The sequence below is a fragment of the Brevundimonas vesicularis genome (assembly GCF_032067225.1).
Classification (GTDB): Bacteria; Pseudomonadota; Alphaproteobacteria; order Caulobacterales; family Caulobacteraceae; genus Brevundimonas; species Brevundimonas vesicularis_F.
Map to the genome: position 1 here is coordinate 1 of NZ_DAMBJX010000061.1, position 15,373 is coordinate 15,373.

Annotated in this window: 14 protein-coding genes and 2 pseudogenes; 10 read left to right on the forward strand and 6 right to left on the reverse strand. The window is 58.8% G+C overall.

Features of this window, described 5'->3' with window-relative positions:
- From RT123_RS13245 to RT123_RS13255, 4 genes and pseudogenes are all read left to right on the forward strand, one after another.
- Positions 1-317, forward strand: a pseudogene (locus RT123_RS13245) (chemotaxis protein); the annotation flags it as partial.
- Positions 317-769, forward strand: a complete 453-nt coding sequence (locus RT123_RS13250; protein WP_313009576.1) for a chemotaxis protein CheW — start codon at positions 317-319, stop codon at positions 767-769. The pseudogene RT123_RS13245 and the gene RT123_RS13250, both read left to right, overlap by 1 nt.
- Positions 770-861: 92 nt before the next feature.
- Positions 862-1,221, forward strand: coding sequence for a BLUF domain-containing protein (locus RT123_RS15755; protein WP_409514914.1), 360 nt, complete (start codon positions 862-864; stop codon positions 1,219-1,221).
- A 471-nt stretch (positions 1,222-1,692) separates the two neighbouring features.
- Positions 1,693-3,291 carry a methyl-accepting chemotaxis protein gene (locus RT123_RS13255; RefSeq protein WP_313009578.1) on the forward strand — a complete coding sequence of 533 codons (1,599 nt, stop codon included), beginning with the start codon at positions 1,693-1,695 and terminating at the stop codon, positions 3,289-3,291.
- Between the two features lie 222 nt (positions 3,292-3,513).
- On the opposite strand, the gene RT123_RS13260 is transcribed toward RT123_RS13255, so the two are convergent.
- Positions 3,514-4,122 carry a response regulator gene (locus tag RT123_RS13260; protein ID WP_313009579.1) on the reverse strand — a complete coding sequence of 203 codons (609 nt, stop codon included), beginning with the start codon at positions 4,120-4,122 and terminating at the stop codon, positions 3,514-3,516.
- The gene (locus RT123_RS13265) at positions 4,119-5,720 is read right to left on the reverse strand and encodes an ATP-binding protein (protein ID WP_313009581.1); all 1,602 of its coding nucleotides are present in this window, start codon (positions 5,718-5,720) and stop codon (positions 4,119-4,121) included. Before RT123_RS13265 ends, RT123_RS13260 begins: the two co-directional genes overlap by 4 nt.
- Positions 5,721-6,294: 574 nt before the next feature.
- Between RT123_RS13265 and RT123_RS13270 the strand changes: the two genes are divergently transcribed.
- From RT123_RS13270 to RT123_RS13280, 3 genes are all read left to right on the forward strand, one after another.
- A complete protein-coding gene (locus RT123_RS13270; protein ID WP_313009582.1) occupies positions 6,295-8,238 on the forward strand; it encodes a methyl-accepting chemotaxis protein in 1,944 nt (647 codons plus the stop codon).
- Between the two features lie 14 nt (positions 8,239-8,252).
- Positions 8,253-8,717 (forward strand): chemotaxis protein CheW, encoded by a 465-nt coding sequence (locus RT123_RS13275; RefSeq protein WP_313009590.1) that lies wholly within the window; start codon positions 8,253-8,255, stop codon positions 8,715-8,717.
- A 619-nt stretch (positions 8,718-9,336) separates the two neighbouring features.
- Positions 9,337-10,890, forward strand: a complete 1,554-nt coding sequence (locus RT123_RS13280) for a PAS domain S-box protein (protein WP_313009583.1) — start codon at positions 9,337-9,339, stop codon at positions 10,888-10,890.
- A 292-nt stretch (positions 10,891-11,182) separates the two neighbouring features.
- Here the strand turns inward: RT123_RS13280 and RT123_RS13285 are convergent, their stop codons facing one another.
- Together RT123_RS13285 and RT123_RS13290 are read right to left on the reverse strand one after the other, a co-directional pair.
- Positions 11,183-11,401: a cold-shock protein gene (locus RT123_RS13285; protein ID WP_313009592.1), complete on the reverse strand. Its 219-nt coding sequence runs from the start codon at positions 11,399-11,401 to the stop codon at positions 11,183-11,185.
- A gap of 105 nt (positions 11,402-11,506) precedes the next feature.
- A pseudogene (locus RT123_RS13290) lies at positions 11,507-11,707 on the reverse strand (cold-shock protein); the annotation flags it as partial.
- A gap of 397 nt (positions 11,708-12,104) precedes the next feature.
- Between RT123_RS13290 and RT123_RS13295 the strand changes: the two are divergent.
- From RT123_RS13295 to RT123_RS13305, 3 genes are all read left to right on the forward strand, one after another.
- Complete coding sequence (locus RT123_RS13295; RefSeq protein ID WP_313009584.1) at positions 12,105-12,701, forward strand: DUF4142 domain-containing protein; 597 nt, start codon at positions 12,105-12,107, stop codon at positions 12,699-12,701.
- Positions 12,702-12,839: 138 nt separating this feature from the next.
- Positions 12,840-13,064 (forward strand): hypothetical protein, encoded by a 225-nt coding sequence (locus RT123_RS13300; protein WP_313009586.1) that lies wholly within the window; start codon positions 12,840-12,842, stop codon positions 13,062-13,064.
- Positions 13,065-13,206: 142 nt separating this feature from the next.
- Positions 13,207-13,575: a response regulator gene (locus RT123_RS13305; protein WP_313009588.1), complete on the forward strand. Its 369-nt coding sequence runs from the start codon at positions 13,207-13,209 to the stop codon at positions 13,573-13,575.
- A gap of 1,084 nt (positions 13,576-14,659) precedes the next feature.
- On the opposite strand, the gene RT123_RS13310 is transcribed toward RT123_RS13305, so the two are convergent.
- Positions 14,660-15,031: a sensory rhodopsin transducer gene (locus tag RT123_RS13310; RefSeq protein WP_313009589.1), complete on the reverse strand. Its 372-nt coding sequence runs from the start codon at positions 15,029-15,031 to the stop codon at positions 14,660-14,662.
- A gap of 73 nt (positions 15,032-15,104) precedes the next feature.
- Positions 15,105-15,373 (reverse strand): glycosyltransferase (locus RT123_RS13315; RefSeq protein ID WP_409514915.1); only part of this gene is annotated, 269 nt, incomplete at its 5' end.

Genomic DNA, 15,373 nt, shown 5'->3' on the forward strand with positions numbered 1-15,373 from the left:
TGGCCGAGGTCAACACCGCCGTGAACCAGATGGACCAGGTCACCCAGCAGAACGCCGCCATGGTCGAGCAATCGACCGCCGCTAGCCTGAGCCTGAGCCGCGACGCCGCCGAACTGGCCGAACTTGTCGGCCGCTTCGAGACCAGCAAGGTCGCCGCGGCCCCGACGCCGATCCACAAGGCCCCCGTCCAGCAGATGAAGGCGCGGGTCGAAAGCTTCGCTCGGGCCCACGCCGCGCCTGCTCGCGCCCGCATGGCGGCCGGCGGGGGCGGGCGGGCCGCTGCGGCCGCCGTTCAGTCGGACTGGGAAGAGTTCTGATGTCGGGACGTGCGCCGGGCCAACGTGAACTGGTCGGTTTCCGCGTGGGGGACCAGGCCTTCTGCATCGACATCACCTCGGTGCTGGAGATTCGGGGTTGGACGGCAACCACGCCTCTGCCCGGCGCGCCGGCCTATATGAAGGGCGTGGTCAATCTGCGCGGCACGGTGCTGCCGATCATCGATCTGGCGGTGCGGCTGGGCCTGCCCGCGACCGAGCCTTCCGCGCGTCACGCCATCGTCGTCGTGCGTTGCGGCGAACGCACCGTCGGCCTACTGGTCGAGGGGGTATCGGATATCATGCAACTGGATGACGCGGCGCGTCAGGATCCGCCGAACATGGGCGAGGGCCAGGGCGCCAGCGTCGTCTCCGGCGTCTTCGCCGTCGACAGCGCGCTGATCAGCCTGCTTGATCTGGACAATCTCATGCCGTCCATCCGCGAGGCGGCCTGAGCCGATTTCGCGCACGCCGCGAGCGGCGATAATCATGGACCAATACACCGGAGCCGCGTGGCTGCCGTACTGGTTTTCTGGCGCAGAGTGTCATGAAGGCAGAACTTGAACGAATACTTTGCTGTAGTTCGGCGGGCTACAAATCCTATAGCAGTTTGAGTTTGGCGACTCTGCTAAGGAACGCCAAAGCGCACGCACGGGCCCATAGCGTAACCGGCGTTTTGATGACGGACAGGCGGACAATCATTCATGTGTTGGAAGGCGCCTCTCAAGATCTCAATGTCATTCTTGCCATGCTCTCCAGGGATGAGAGCCATAAGGGGCTCGACATCATATCGCGCCGTGCGGTGGGAGAACGTCGGTACGAGGCATGGAGTGCGGTTATAGACTTTCACGATACAGAACATGCGCCGTGGATGGAGCCGATTGTGACCGTAGGAAATGGCGAGTAGTCTGTCGTTGGCCGTAAAGTCAGTATTCAATACGTTATGTCTGGGCCGGCCTATGGGTCAACGGTTAGCCAGCTCGATCGCGTGCGCGTACTCGCGGTGCCGCCCGGCCAGATGACGATTGAGGAGACCGATCCAAAGCTCATACCAGATTGCCAGTGTACGGAAGCGGTCGGGACTGGGCCTAGAGCGCTCCTGAAGATTCAGCGTAAAGCCGGGTAGTCACCCGGCTCATCACGTATAGAACTTGCGGTATTCTCTGTCGGCAGGAGCGTCTTTGATCGAGGCGAAGCTATCCTCGTCAAGCGCCCGCTATTCAGTGGAATCCAACACAGTTTGCCGTGACGCTGTGGCTCGGTCTGTCATGCGGAGATTTACGTATGAAGGCGGTAAGTCGTCGTTATCTGCGTTGCAATAATTTTTCGGCAACGAGGCGATCCGGGGGTCGCCAACCGGTCTGAGGGAGGCTGCGCCGTGTCAAACCAAGCTGTCGAGAGCCGGATCAAGTTCATGAAACTTGATGAGACCGCCCGCTCCCGCATTAAGTCAATCAAACCGCTGATCATGAAGGAAATGCCGGCCGCGCTTGACGCATTCTACGCGCAGGTTCGAGCAACGCCGGAGACGATGGCTTTCTTCAGTGATGATGGCCATATCGACATTGCTCATAAGAAACAGCTTGCGCATTGGGACATTATTTCGAGCGGTCTCTACGACGACAGCTATGCACAAGGTGTCAATACCGTTGGCCAAGTTCACGCCAGAATCGGCTTGGAACCCCGTTGGTACATTGGCGGCTATGCCTTGGTGCTCGAGGCTATGGTCGGGAAGGTGATCGAGTCGCGGTGGCCTAAGCATGCTCTGCGGACCCACGGCGTCACAGCGGGATCGACGGCCGGTGAAGTGGGCGCTTTGGTGAAGGCGACGCTCCTGGACATGGATCTCGCGGTGTCTGTTTATCTGGAGGCCTTGGAGACGAAACGGAAAACCGCGGAACGGCTGCGTCAGGACGCTGAGGATCAGCAAAACCTGATGATGGCTGCGTTGACGGAAGGCCTGAAGAAGCTCGCGGCCGGAGATCTTACCGCACGCATCGAGGTAGATGTTGAAGCCCGCTTCCAGACCGTAAAGGACGATTTCAACACGACAGCAGAAACCTTGGCAGCGACGCTCCAATCCATCTCCGGCGCGGCCAGCAACGTCCTGAACGGATCGGAGGAGATCGCTGCCGCCTCAGATGATCTATCCCGCCGTACCGAACAGCAAGCCGCAAGCCTGGAAGAGACGGCCGCAGCCCTTGATCAAATCACCGCCACAGTGAATCGCACGGCCTCCGGCGCACATCAGGCCGCCGAGACAGTCGAGGCGGCCAAGGTCGACGCAGATACTTCTGGTGCGATTGTCCGTGATGCGGTCGGCGCTATGGGCGCAATCGAGACCTCGGCACAAGAGATTAGCCAGATCATAGGTGTGATCGACGAGATCGCTTTCCAGACAAATCTTCTGGCGCTCAACGCAGGCGTCGAAGCGGCCCGCGCCGGAGATGCGGGCCGGGGTTTCGCGGTTGTCGCGTCCGAGGTTCGCGCTTTGGCTCAGCGTTCTGCGGAGGCCGCTAAGGAGATTAAAGTTCTGATCTCGGCCTCGACCGCTCAGGTCAATGCAGGTGTGGCCATGGTCGGACAGACCGGTCAAGCGCTTCAGCGCATCGTGAGCCGGGTCGCCCAGATCGACAGCCTCGTTTCGGAAATCGCGGCTTCGGCGCATGAACAGTCTACCGCCTTGCAGCAGGTCAACGTCGCTGTGAACCAGATGGACCAGATGACGCAACAGAATGCAGCGATGGTCGAAGAGTCCACCGCCGCGAGCCATTCACTGAAGGCCGAGGCGGGAGCGTTGGAAGCGCTGGTGTCTCGCTTCACAGTGGAGCCAACTTTTTCCCCCGGGGGCGCTGACGGCCAGCCTCCGGAGGGCGCGCGCATACATACCTTCGTCCCACGAGGCGCGCGTTCGCGGGCGATGCTCCGCACGGCTGGAAGTGGGGCTCCGCGGGCCGAAAACTGGAACGAGCGCTAGGCTTTTAATGTTGGCCTGTCGGTTTCCTATTCCTGAGATGAAGCCCTAGCGCCCCTTTTGAGTCGTTTCCTGTTCCTATTGTCTCGTGACTCCGTCAGAGCGGATGGAAGCCCTAGGCGAATTCATTGCTTGCTGCGAACTCGAGAGACAGGTCGCCTCTGATAACCGGCCGCTGGAGGCGGTGGTCGCTTTGCATTGTATCAGCGATCTGCAAAGCCCAGTCTACAGCCCGTGCTTGACGCTCGTTTGAACAAGTTCGACGACACTAGTCGCGCCCATCTTCTTCATGATTTTGGATCTGAAGATCTCAACGGTGCGCGGGCTTAGCCCCAGATCGCCTCCGATGGTCCTGTTCGTGCCTCCCTTCACCAAGGCATCGAAGACTTGACGTTCACGCGGCGTCAAACGTCTAAAGCGCTCATCGACCTGCTCCTTGTCTGTGCGGTCGGCGCGGAGATTGGTCAGCAGGCTGGCGCAGCCTCGCAAAGACTCGAGAAGTCTTTCAGGGTCGAATGGCTTCTCTATGAAGTCGACGATCCCGTCTTTCATGAGTTGGACCGCGATAGGGACATCGGCGTGCCCGGTCAGCACTATGACGAGCCAGACCCCGTTTCGAAGTTCCTTTAAACGTCGGACAACGTCTGCGCCAGTTATGCCCGGCATGCGAAGATCTGTGACAACGCAAGCGGAGGGCACATCTGGCAGACGGTCGAAGAAGTCTTCGCCGCTCTGGAATCCTCTGACCTGCAAGCCGTTCAATCGTAATAAAGTGACAAGCGAGTCCCTCATCCCGGGATCGTCTTCGATTACAAAAACCGGATGATTTGTCATGCCTGTTCGCCGGCGTCTCGGGTTAGGCAAAATGCAAACGCCGCCCCGCCTAAGTCGCTGCGAGTGACGCGAAGAGATCCCCCGTGGCGTTCGATAATAGTTCTTGTCACGGACAATCCAAGCCCCATACCCGAAGTCTTCGTGGTCATTAGAGGTCTGAAAATCGCTTCCACCTGGTCGGAAGCCACGCCAGGCCCATTATCCAAAACGCTGAGCTCAAAGGCCGCCTGCGAGATCGCCCTTCCAGTTACCCGGATCACCCCATCGGGGCGTCCCACCAAGGCCTCGGCGGCGTTTCGCACGAGGTTCGTCAACGCCTGTTGGAACTGAATGCGTTCAGCTATGACGTAATCGTTGCTCTTATCTATCTCTATCTCGAGACCGACGCCGGCGTCGCGTTGTATCAGGGTGAAGATCTCATTCAGATCGCTCACCATTTCAGAGACACGCTCGACCTGAGGCTCGCGTTTGTCATGGGAGAGCAGTTCCCGCATGCGACGAATGATCGATCCCGCTCGCAACAGCTGCGCTTTCGCGAGATCGAGCGTTTGGCTCGCGCTTCGGCTGATCGGGTCGGCTCTCTGAAGGACATGTTGGCTGGCGTGGATGTAGGTCGTGGCGGCTCCGAGCGGCTGGTTCATTTCGTGAGACAGCGTCGCCGCCATTTCCCCGAGTGAGTTTAGGCGCCAAACCTGATTGAGCTGCGCCTCAAGCTCCCTTGACCGGGCTTCTGCGCGTTCAATGTCCCTCGCTTGGGCCTTGCGCGCAGAGATGTCTCTTATGTTGGCGTGTATCCGCGGCGCCCCGCCTTCATGAGAGACAGACATCCAAAGTTCGATATCAAGTTCGGAGCCGTCTCGTCGCCGAGCTGGCAGTTCGAGGCGACGCCCCAATCGCGCGGATCCGCTCTCTTGCCACCGTCGTATTCCCGTCCGATGCGCCTCTTGTTGCTCAGGGGGGATAATGATCGCGACGTCAGCGCCGAGAGCCTCCGTGGCTGAAAAGCCGAACAAGCGTTCCGCGCCCTCTGACCAGCTCACAACCACGCCTGCGAAGTCGCAATCGATTAAGGCGTCTGCAGAAGCGGCTAACGCTTGGCGCATCGCTGCGGTGCGGTGACGCTCCGTGAGTTCGGCCTCGCAGGCTTTAGCCAGCAATTTTAAGCGCGAAACATGACCTGGGTCATACCCTTTAGGTTGAAGATCGAGGACGCTCATCACGCCGACCGTTTCCCCGTTTACGGTCAACGGAAACCCCGCATAAAACCGAATGTAGGGTTCTCCGGTCACGTAGCGACTCCTACGAAACTGAGGGTCTCCCATGGCATCTTGCACCCATAAAACGCCGGTTCCGTTTGCCACCGTGTGGCGGCAAAAGCTGTGTGCCGGGTCGGTTATATCAGGGTCGAAACCGGCGGCGCCGAGGACATAGGTGCGCTCGTGCTCAACGAGGCTGATCATCCCGATGGCTGACTCGGCAAGATTGGCGGCGAGCGCGGCCAGAACCTCCAGACTTTGATCGCGGTGGCCTGGGACAAATCCCAGAGACTGTAGCATCGCAAGACGCCGACGTTCTGCTGTAAGTTGTTCCCCGATCATCCGACGATCGTGGCACGGCGAAATCCGCTTGCCCAGCCCAATAGCCTGTCATCAACGTCTCCCGGCTTCTCTTGTGGCTGCAACAGAATGCGGTTGGTTGGCGGCCGCGATCTTGGATGTTCAGATGCGACAGGGCTGAAAGACTTGGTGCTGCTTTCCAACACCGGCAATGGTCGTGACTTCGGGAGGGCTGACGTTGATTGATGGCTTAGAGTTATCAAAAGACAGCGCTGGGTATCGCGATAGTTTTGGTGCCTCGACCACCTGAGACCGCTAGACTGAATCATGAAATGCCTCTGGCGATCGAGGCATCCACTGGGGTCTTTGGACAAACGCCTGGCTCGCAATCGACCCACTGCAGAGATTGGCGCTAAGCGCTCAGTCAAAGAACGGTGTGGAGTGTAGGGCCATGCTTATGTCTGAACCCGGAATGTGGCGCAGCAACGGAGAATGAGCGAAATCGCCCAGGCATAAGCAAACCTCCGTAACGCCATTTCAATGTCCCAGAAACTCCCACAGCTTCAGGATGATAGGGACTGACAGATTGTCATGTTGCGATTTTACGGGGGCGTGAATGACCGGGTTGCTTTCTAATATCAAGATATCAACGAAGATCGTTGGACCGCTAATTTTGCTGGCCCTAGTTGGGCTTCTGGGCGCCGGGTACAGCGCCTTGCAGATGCAAAAGCTGGATTCGGAATTTCATGAGCTGATCGACGTAGAAAACGTCGCGATGGTCCGGATGATCCGCGTGAACCGGTCCATGCAGGGTCTGGCTTATAGCACTTACCAGACGTTCGTTTACGACGGGTCTTCGGCGCAGGCTCAACAAGCTGCGGATCGGGCCAAAGAGCAGATTGCAACGATTTCGAAGTTGCTCGATGAGGCTCAGACCACCGCGCCCGCTTGGAATGAAGAAATTCAACGCTTCAGGGCACCCCTAGCTGAGATCACGCGACTGTCCGAGCAATCTGTGGCGCTTGGAATGGCGAATGATGTAGCCGGGGGGCGAGCCGTTCTCACCGAGATGGACGCCAAGATTACGGCGATGATCCCAAGACTGACAGCATTTACGGACAGCAAAGTCGCTTCCAGCGCGGCGAAATCAAAAGCCCTGACAAAGCAGAGCGCCGACACCATACGCATGACATTGATCGCCCTGTCGGTCGCCATCCTCGCCGCCCTTACTTGCGGGTTTATTGTCTCGCGGTCGATTGTAAACGCCGTGACAGGTCTTGCCGGCCGGATGAGGCAGCTTTCCTCCGGCAATACAGGGATCGAGGTGCCGGAAGCGGCTCGCAAAGACGAACTTGGTGGAATGGGCTCAGCCCTAATCATCTTCCGGGATGCCGCAATCGAGAAGTCGCAGCTTGAGGCCGAGGGCGCGGCCCTTCGCTTGCAATCCGATGAAGAACGCGCTCGCAACCAACGCGCCTCGGAAGCTCGCGCCAAAGAACAGGCGTCGGTTGTTGAGGCGCTCGGCGAAGGTCTCGACCATCTGATGAAGGGCGATTTGACCTTCACAATCGTCAAAGACTTCCCCGGGGACTACGCCAAGCTGAAGATGGACTTCAATACGGCCATCGCCCGCCTTCAAGAGGCCATGGGCGTGGTGCTCGGGAATGTGGCGGGCATTCGATCGGGTGCCGGCGAAATATCCCAAGCCGCCGACGATTTGTCGCGACGCACGGAACAGCAGGCCGCAAGTCTCGAACAGACGGCCGCAGCTTTGGATGAGATCACCGCGACGGTTAAACGTACAGCCAACGGAGCGCGCGAGGCTTCAGAGGTGGTGCGCGCAGCCAAGGGTGATGCTGAAACGTCGGGGGCAGTGGTGAGAGACGCCGTCTCAGCAATGGAAGCCATTGAGTCGTCGTCGGCCCAAATTAATCAGATTATTGGCGTGATCGACGAGATCGCCTTCCAAACCAACCTGCTCGCTTTGAACGCCGGTGTGGAAGCCGCGCGGGCCGGTGAAGCGGGTCGAGGGTTCGCCGTTGTCGCTTCCGAAGTCCGGGCCCTGGCCCAGCGTTCCGCTGAAGCGGCGAAAGAGATCAAGACCCTAATCTCAGCTTCCACAACTCAGGTCGGCTCCGGAGTCAAGCTTGTCGGAGAAACCGGGCAGTCACTGCAGCGGATCGTGGACCGCGTCGATCAAATCGATCGTCTGGTCAGCGAGATGGCGGCCTCGTCGCAGGAGCAAGCGGTGGGTCTAGCCGAAGTGAATACGGCAGTGAACCAGATGGATCAGGTGACGCAGCAAAACGCGGCCATGGTCGAAGAATCGACAGCCGCCAGCCATTCGCTTGCCCAAGAAGCGCTAAGCCTCCAGGCATCGGTGGCGCAGTTCAATGTCGGTGTGGGTGCTCAAGGCCAGCCTCGTCTCCCCGCGTCGCACTCGCCCGCGCCATTACCCCAAAACGCGGTTCGCCGCACGGTGCATAGTCTCAAGACTGTGGGCCGGGGCGGGGCCGCTCCGAAGCTCACGGCTGAGGTTGATGCTTGGGAAGAATTCTGATGGCGTCCGCATCGATCACTGGGCGCGCGACTGCGGGTTCTAATGCCGGCATGCGCGAGTACGTCCAGTTTCGCGTCGGCGGGCAGTCCTACTGTATCGACATCCAAGCTATTCAGGAGATTCGGGGATGGAGTCCTGCAACCCCGCTTCCCCATGCACCCGACTATATGAAGGGAGTCGTGAACCTGAGGGGGCTCGTACTGCCGATCCTAGACCTGGCGGCTCGCCTCGGTCTTCCCGCGGATGATCCCTCGGCCCGCCATGCGATCATCGTCGTCGAGTGTGGTCGCCGAACAGTCGGGCTTCTGGTGGAAGGCGTGTCGGATATCATTCATCTTGATGATGCTCTGCGACAGGACGCGCCGGAACTGGCAGGACCAGATCTGGGCGTGATTGCGGGCGTGTTCGCGGTAGACGGTGACCTGATTAGCTTGCTGTCCATAGAGTCCATTATTCCAGAGTTGGCGGCCGCAGCGTAGGAGAGGCCAAGTTCGCCCAGACAGTCCGCAGCCGCTCAACGGCGGCGGTTTGGTCGGATGATGACGTGTCGTTGCGGGCGTCGTCGTCAATCGCAGCTTGGGATGGGAACGCGGTGAAGCCGCAGGCTTGACGGCTGCCGTCGCTGTCGCCTCCCGGCCGACGTGCTCAGCGATCCATCATTTTCCCGCGGCGCCCAGTTTGGCCGAGCCCGGCCTAACTCGCGCCAAAGGATCGGTACTTCTCGATCACCTGCGCAGGATTTCGAAAAAGCGGGTGGGCCGAGGCGGGGAAGCGAGACCGACATGTCTCGCGCACGCTGGACGGCTTGAACGAGACGCGACTGATCGTGCTTAGCGGTGGTCAATTCCTCGAACGGGCTAAACCTGGCCCACACCTGAGGCAGAACGACTGCGCCAGGCTCATCCCTTCTCATCAGCCAATACGCGAACGCCGAGTTGGCATGGTGTGGCGCAGGTAAAGGCCCGTCGAAGTAAGCTTCGAAATGATCTGCGGGGGATCGCGCGAAGCATAGATAATTCGGCTTCTCTTGTGATCTCGTGTGACTAAGATCGCCACCTCCGGCACTTCTGCTGTGCCAACAAGGGCGGTCGACCTTAGATGTCTAGCGTTATCTCGCTCATAGATGCCGACGCAAGTTCCGATGAGCTTCGCGCCGTTCGTGCAATCAACGAAACCGCTGGGCTTATCGCGGCCAACCTTGAATTCGACGCCCTTGTGCAGACTGTAGTCGATATCGCGGTGGAACTGACAGCCGCACAGTTTGGTGCGTTTTTCTACAACGTCATCGGCGAGGCTGGTGAGGCGTTGAGCCTGTATTCTCTGTCAGGCGCCGAGCGCAGCGCGTTTTCCAGTTACCCTCACCCACGCGCGACACCGGTCTTCGAGCCGACGTTCAAGGGTAACGGGGTTGTTCGATCAGACGACATCACAGTTGATCCGCGATACGGCCAATGGGCGCCTCACTATGGCATGCCTTCGGGCCACCTGCCGGTGCGGAGCTATCTTGCGGTTCCGGTGAAGTCCCGGTCCGGGGACGTCATCGGGGGGTTGTTCTTCGGGCACCGCGAGCCTGGCCGCTTTAGCGACTGGCACGAGCGGGTCGCTGTGGGCATATCGCAGCATGCGGCGGTAGGAATAGATAATGCTCAGCTTTACGAGCGCGCCAAGGCCGAGATTGTGCGGCGTGAAGCGACCGAAGTTCGACTGCGGGACACGGAACGGCGCCTCAGTGCAGTGCTGGACAACGCCAGCGTGTCGATTTTTCTGATGAATGAGATGCAGCACTGCATCTACATGAATGCAGCAGCGGAGCGGCTGACTGGATTTACGCTTGAGGAGGTGTTGGGCCGTCCTCTGCATAACGTAATCCACCACACGCGCCCAAACGGATCGCCGTTCCCGCTAGACGAATGCGCCATCGACCGCGCCTTTCCTGAGAACGCTAATACTCAAGGCGAGGAAGTCTTCGTCCACAAATCTGGTCGCTTCTACCCCGTCGCCTTCACCGCCAGTCCTGTCCATGATGAAGAAGCTAAGGTGGTCGGCACGATCATCGAGGTGCGCGACATCACCGACGAGAAGAAGATGGAGGAAGCTCGACAACTGCTCATGCGCGAGGTGGATCACCGCGCGCGCAACGTCATGGCGGTCGTGCAATCGTTGGTGCGGCTCACCAAGGCCGATGACCTTCAAGTCTACAAGACTGTCCTCTCCGGCCGCATCAGTGCGATCGCTCGCGCCCATACTTCGCTTGCCAATCGGCATTGGGAAGACGGATGTCTGCGGGACGTCGTCCGCGACGAACTTATGGCGATGTGCCCGAGGGAGCAGACCAGCTATGAGGGGCCGCCCGTTTATCTGGCTCCGACCCAGGTGCAACCTTTAAGCATGCTGGTCCACGAGCTTGCCACAAACGCTAACAAATACGGCGCGTGCAGCCACCCGGCGGGAAAGGTCTCGGTGAGTTGGACACTTGAGGTTGATCAGGTTCATTTGATCTGGCGAGAGACAGGAGGATCGGGCTTAGCTCGGCCGCACCGTGAAGGCTTCGGCACGCTTTTGATCGCCAGCCTTGCTGAACAATTGAAAGCCGAAGTCACCAAGAGCTGGAATCAAAGCGGGTTGACGTGTGAAGTCGTCTTTCCGATCTGACGTTCGCTCTAAGTACTTCAACAATGTGAAGGGGAACCAAAACGCCAAGCTTCGTTCTTTCGCTCGCCCCGCTCGTCCACCAGCATTAACTCGCTTGGTGCGCATGTCGCGATAGAATGAGGGGCGAATATTCGCAAGTGGGTAGTGCAGAAAGACACGCTGTTGGCCGCAGCGATTTGGACAACGTACGACGCGGAAGGCCTGACGCAACCCGAAATGAGCTTGCGGTTTCCCGCAACAAACCCACAGGAAGGTTGGATCGGCTGAACAATGTGGTTCGGATCCGCGCCTTCTATCGGTCAGAAATTCGTAGGTTGGTGGCGGACGCCTTGCCAGCCCGCGACCTTTCCAGATCGTAGGCGACCGCCTGTCCATCGTTAAGACCGGACAAACCGGCGCGCTCAACCGCCGAGGCGTGGACGAAGACATCGGGACCGCCGTCGCTTGGCGCGATAAAGCCGAAACCTTTGATTGGGTTGAACCACTTCACCACGCCGTCTCCGGAGCCCATGGGATCGCCGCCGCTGCGTCGGTCGCGCAAGGCGTTATCGAAACGGCGCTGGATAGGGGCGCGGACCGAGCCGGCGCCCTGGCTGATCATGACAAGGTCGACGGCGGATGACTTTCCAGATGGGCGATCCTGTTCGAGCTCGTATGCTATCTGGTCGCCTTCATCGATACCGACAAGACCGCTCTGTTGCACGGCCGAAACATGGACAAAGACGTCCTGTCCTCCATCTTCCGGCGAGATAAAACCGTAGCCCTTCGCGGAATTGAAGAATTTAACGGTGCCGCGCGCCATTACAGACGTCTCCATCAGATCCTGAACTCTTCTCAACTATCTCACGACCGATCAGGACGCCAGCACTTCCCCGAACGGGTTCTCACACGTGACTGCAGTCTAAAACGAAGGTTTTCGCCGATATCTTTTTTAGCGACGGACAGCCCAACCAGGAGAGGAAAAGGACCGTCCGTCGCGCGAGGTGGCGCACTTGCCGGGCCGCCACACTTCAAGGCCGGCACCGACACCACAATCAACTGATGCGGCCGCTAGTTCCCAGTAGACAATGATGCTGAACCCGATCCGTGCGCGACAACGGCGCTTTCATTGGTGGCCGCTTCCCCCATAAGGGGGGGGGCGAGCGTGACGGGTCCCGGTGGGAACTGACGTGCTCTAAAGGGGTTTTGTCCAAGTTTATAGGGAGACCCATTCCATGAAATATCTCGCCATAGTCAGCGTCGCTTCCATAGCTCTTCTCGCAGCCTGTAATCAGGGCGGCGACAGCGCGGGTCAGAACACCAGCGAAGCCGTCAACGCGACTCAGGACGCCACATCGGGCATCGTCGGTCAGACTTCAGCGATGACCATGGGCGCCAATACGGTCGACGGCTTCGTCACTAACTTGGCCATCGGCAACATGTACGAGTTGGAAGCAGCTAAAGTGGCGGCGGCCAAATCCAAGAACGCCGACGTCAAGGCGCTGGCTGCAATGATTACCAAGGACCACACTGACGCTGGCCAGAAGCTACAGACCGCAGCCGCTGCCGCTGAACCGGATATTGCGATCCCAACCGCGCTTGATGAACGTCGGAAAGGCTTGGTCGATAACCTGAGTGCGGCAACGCCTGATGATTTCGACAAGATCTATCTCAACCAGCAAGTCGCCGCTCACAACGAGACACTCACACTACTCAATGGATTTTCCGACAATGCTGAAGCGCCTGGCCTAGCCAGTTTGGCTCGCGAGCTGATCGCACCCGTGACGATGCACCGAGACCGCGCTCAAGCCTTGCTTGACGCGATGAACTAGCACGACCCAGCGAGACGGCCGCCGCTCTAACATTGGGCGGCGGTCGGTAGGCGACTATGCTAGGTCAGGTCTGCTATGTCTGAGCTACAAGCCAGATCCGCCGGTGAGTGATCAGCAGTCCCTGCGAGGAACATTTGAATGACTGACTTATTGGACCGCTTGAGCTCTGCGTCCGAAATCCACGAGGTGGAAGAGGCGGATGTGGGGTTCAGTATCATGGCAAAGCCTGGCCGGATTGATGATTTTTCCCTGATGGTTCGTGAGGCGCTCGAGTGTCCCGACCCGCCCTTCGTCGTTTTCGCGTCGCCGATTAGGAGCGCTCATAATGGACATTATGAGCGCGCCCATGTGCTTCCGCTGTGACGGCTCACCCGCTGTCGACTGCGCGCCAGTGTCGGGTTTGGCACACAGGATACAGCTGATGATCTACCGGGGAACACCGCACATAAATTCCCGTTATGCGATCCGTCCTGCGCGGGAGATTTAGTTGCTAGAAACTGTGTGTGTGTTCGTCGTCGATGACGACGCTCTTGTCATGCTCACGATTGAACAAGCGCTCGAGGATGGGGGGTTCGCCCACAAGTCGGCATCTTCAGCTGCAGAAGCCAATGACCTTTTTGCCGAATTCGGCGGAGCGTGCCGTGCGCTCGTGACGGACGTGAATCTAGGCGATGAAGCCACGGGCTGGGATGTCGCCCGGGCAGCTCGCGAAATGAACCCAAGTTTGCCGGTGATTTATGTGACCGGCGACAGCAGCCATGAATGGCGCGCTCAGGGCGTCCCTGATAGCATCCTCATTGAGAAACCGTTTGTTGCGGCCCAGATCATCAACGCCGTTGCGTCGCTGCTCAACACAGAGCCTTTGCGAACCTGAACGCTGTATCGAAAGCGCGGAACCGCACGCAATAATGGGGGTTCTACTACCCTGCTAATGCGTATGCGGCAGCTGCGACATCGCTCCTATTGCTGTTGATTTGATCGAGCGAGGGCAATGATCAACGCACCAAACGGCAGCAGGCGGACGAAGGTCGATGGATTTATCCGTGACGCCCTCGGCGAGACCAACCTTTCTTGCGAGCAAAGCTTCTTGGAAAGGCGGTCTACTGGAATCTTATGGCCATGAAGGCCGACCCGGATATTAAGTTTGTCAGAGGCAAACCAATCGCGCCGGGGCCGGGTCAAGAGACAAGCTGAGCTCGCTGTTGAAGGGCCCCAGTCCATCGCTACTCATCACCAGGGGGAATAAGGATGTCAAAGCCGACACCCCTAGGGGCGGCGGCTCACGTCTCGCAACATATGAAACTGGTCGTCGCAAACGGTCTCGGACAGCAAATCACCGAGCGCCTTTTCTGGTTCCACCGAAATCTACCAGATCGTGCGGGCTCCCCTAGGCGATCCACCAGGCCAGGATCTGCCTTCAATGTGGACCTGCGATCCTAGGCTCAAGACTTCGAACAAATCCGTCTATTGGCGCTCACACGATCACAGGGCTTCTGAATGAGTGATGGCCGCCATCCCGGAGGATGACGGCCAAATGTTACCGACAGGTCAGCTGGGAACGACCCAACCGTAAACCCCGCAAAGTTTGATTATGTTCCAATCCGTGAGGTCCGAGCGACGGCGAGATAGATCGTCAACAAACCCGTCGCCCGCGTTCTTCTTCAGCACTTAAGGGAATTTGTATAGAAAATGTCGTGCAGACTTTATCCTGACGGTTCCGCAGACTTAGACCACTTCAACTAAAACTGGTTCGAACCCTTCGGTCAAGACAGTCTGACGGTAGCGGTTTGTTTGATTGACCCTTTGTCCCAGGCATAGCTCGCACTGGCGGGCTCAACCTGGTTAGGTGGCAAACCTTTCAAATCTAACCTAGCTGCATCAATAGCCGCCGAGGGCTAGCAAGGCGGTGTTCCTCGATAGCGACTAGCGGCCGATGACCCATCAAATCGTCCCGGCCTTCATACACTGTAGGCGATGGTCGTCATGATCGCATTCGCCGCTTGCCGCGAATCCAGACGCGTATGCTGGACGACGATCGGGTGCTGTGAGCGAATGACGCTTGCATAGTCCGTATCGCGGGGCACGGGCTTAGGATCCTGTAGGTCATTAAAGCGGACATGTTTGGTCCGCCGACCGCCGACCGTCAGCTTATAAGGGCCGACCGGTTCGCGATCCTCGAAGAAAAGCGTGATCTCCACCTCGGTCGACGCGTCGCCGGGATTGAGGATGCAAGCCGTTTCATGGCTGATCATCGCCGGGCTTGGGCCCGTGCTGTCGCTCGGAATATAGCCTTCCGCGATCACCCACACCCGTTTTCCGATCTCACTCATAGGAAGCTGTCCCTGTTTCGGTGGCCGATGCCCGGCGGCGCCATAGCGCGTCGATGTTGCTAGTCCTGCCCGCTTAAGCAGCCAAAGCCTGGTCAGTTCGTGCGAGCGATGCGATCAAGTCGGCGGCGCGTCTCGAACTGACGTCGCAATCCGACAGGCGCTTCGCGAAGCGCTGCGCGTTTTCGCGATATCGTGCGTTGTCCAGCACCTGAACCAGAGCGCGTTTGATCCGACCTGACGAAGCGCGTTCAGAAAGTCGCACGCCGGCGCCCAGCCATTCCAGCCTCGCGGCGTTGTCGGCGTGATCACGCCCCATCGGCATCACGACCAACGGCACGCCAT

Coding starts and splice junctions, on each gene's coding strand:
- RT123_RS13250 (WP_313009576.1), top strand. CDS start 317: ATGTCGGGACGTGCGCCGGGCCAACGTGAACTGGTCGGTTTCCGCGTG.
- RT123_RS15755 (WP_409514914.1), top strand. CDS start 862: ATGAAGGCAGAACTTGAACGAATACTTTGCTGTAGTTCGGCGGGCTAC.
- RT123_RS13260 (WP_313009579.1), bottom strand. CDS start 4,122: ATGACAAATCATCCGGTTTTTGTAATCGAAGACGATCCCGGGATGAGG.
- RT123_RS13265 (WP_313009581.1), bottom strand. CDS start 5,720: ATGATCGGGGAACAACTTACAGCAGAACGTCGGCGTCTTGCGATGCTA.
- RT123_RS13270 (WP_313009582.1), top strand. CDS start 6,295: ATGACCGGGTTGCTTTCTAATATCAAGATATCAACGAAGATCGTTGGA.
- RT123_RS13280 (WP_313009583.1), top strand. CDS start 9,337: ATGTCTAGCGTTATCTCGCTCATAGATGCCGACGCAAGTTCCGATGAG.
- RT123_RS13285 (WP_313009592.1), bottom strand. CDS start 11,401: ATGGGCTCCGGAGACGGCGTGGTGAAGTGGTTCAACCCAATCAAAGGT.
- RT123_RS13295 (WP_313009584.1), top strand. CDS start 12,105: ATGAAATATCTCGCCATAGTCAGCGTCGCTTCCATAGCTCTTCTCGCA.
- RT123_RS13300 (WP_313009586.1), top strand. CDS start 12,840: ATGACTGACTTATTGGACCGCTTGAGCTCTGCGTCCGAAATCCACGAG.
- RT123_RS13310 (WP_313009589.1), bottom strand. CDS start 15,031: ATGAGTGAGATCGGAAAACGGGTGTGGGTGATCGCGGAAGGCTATATT.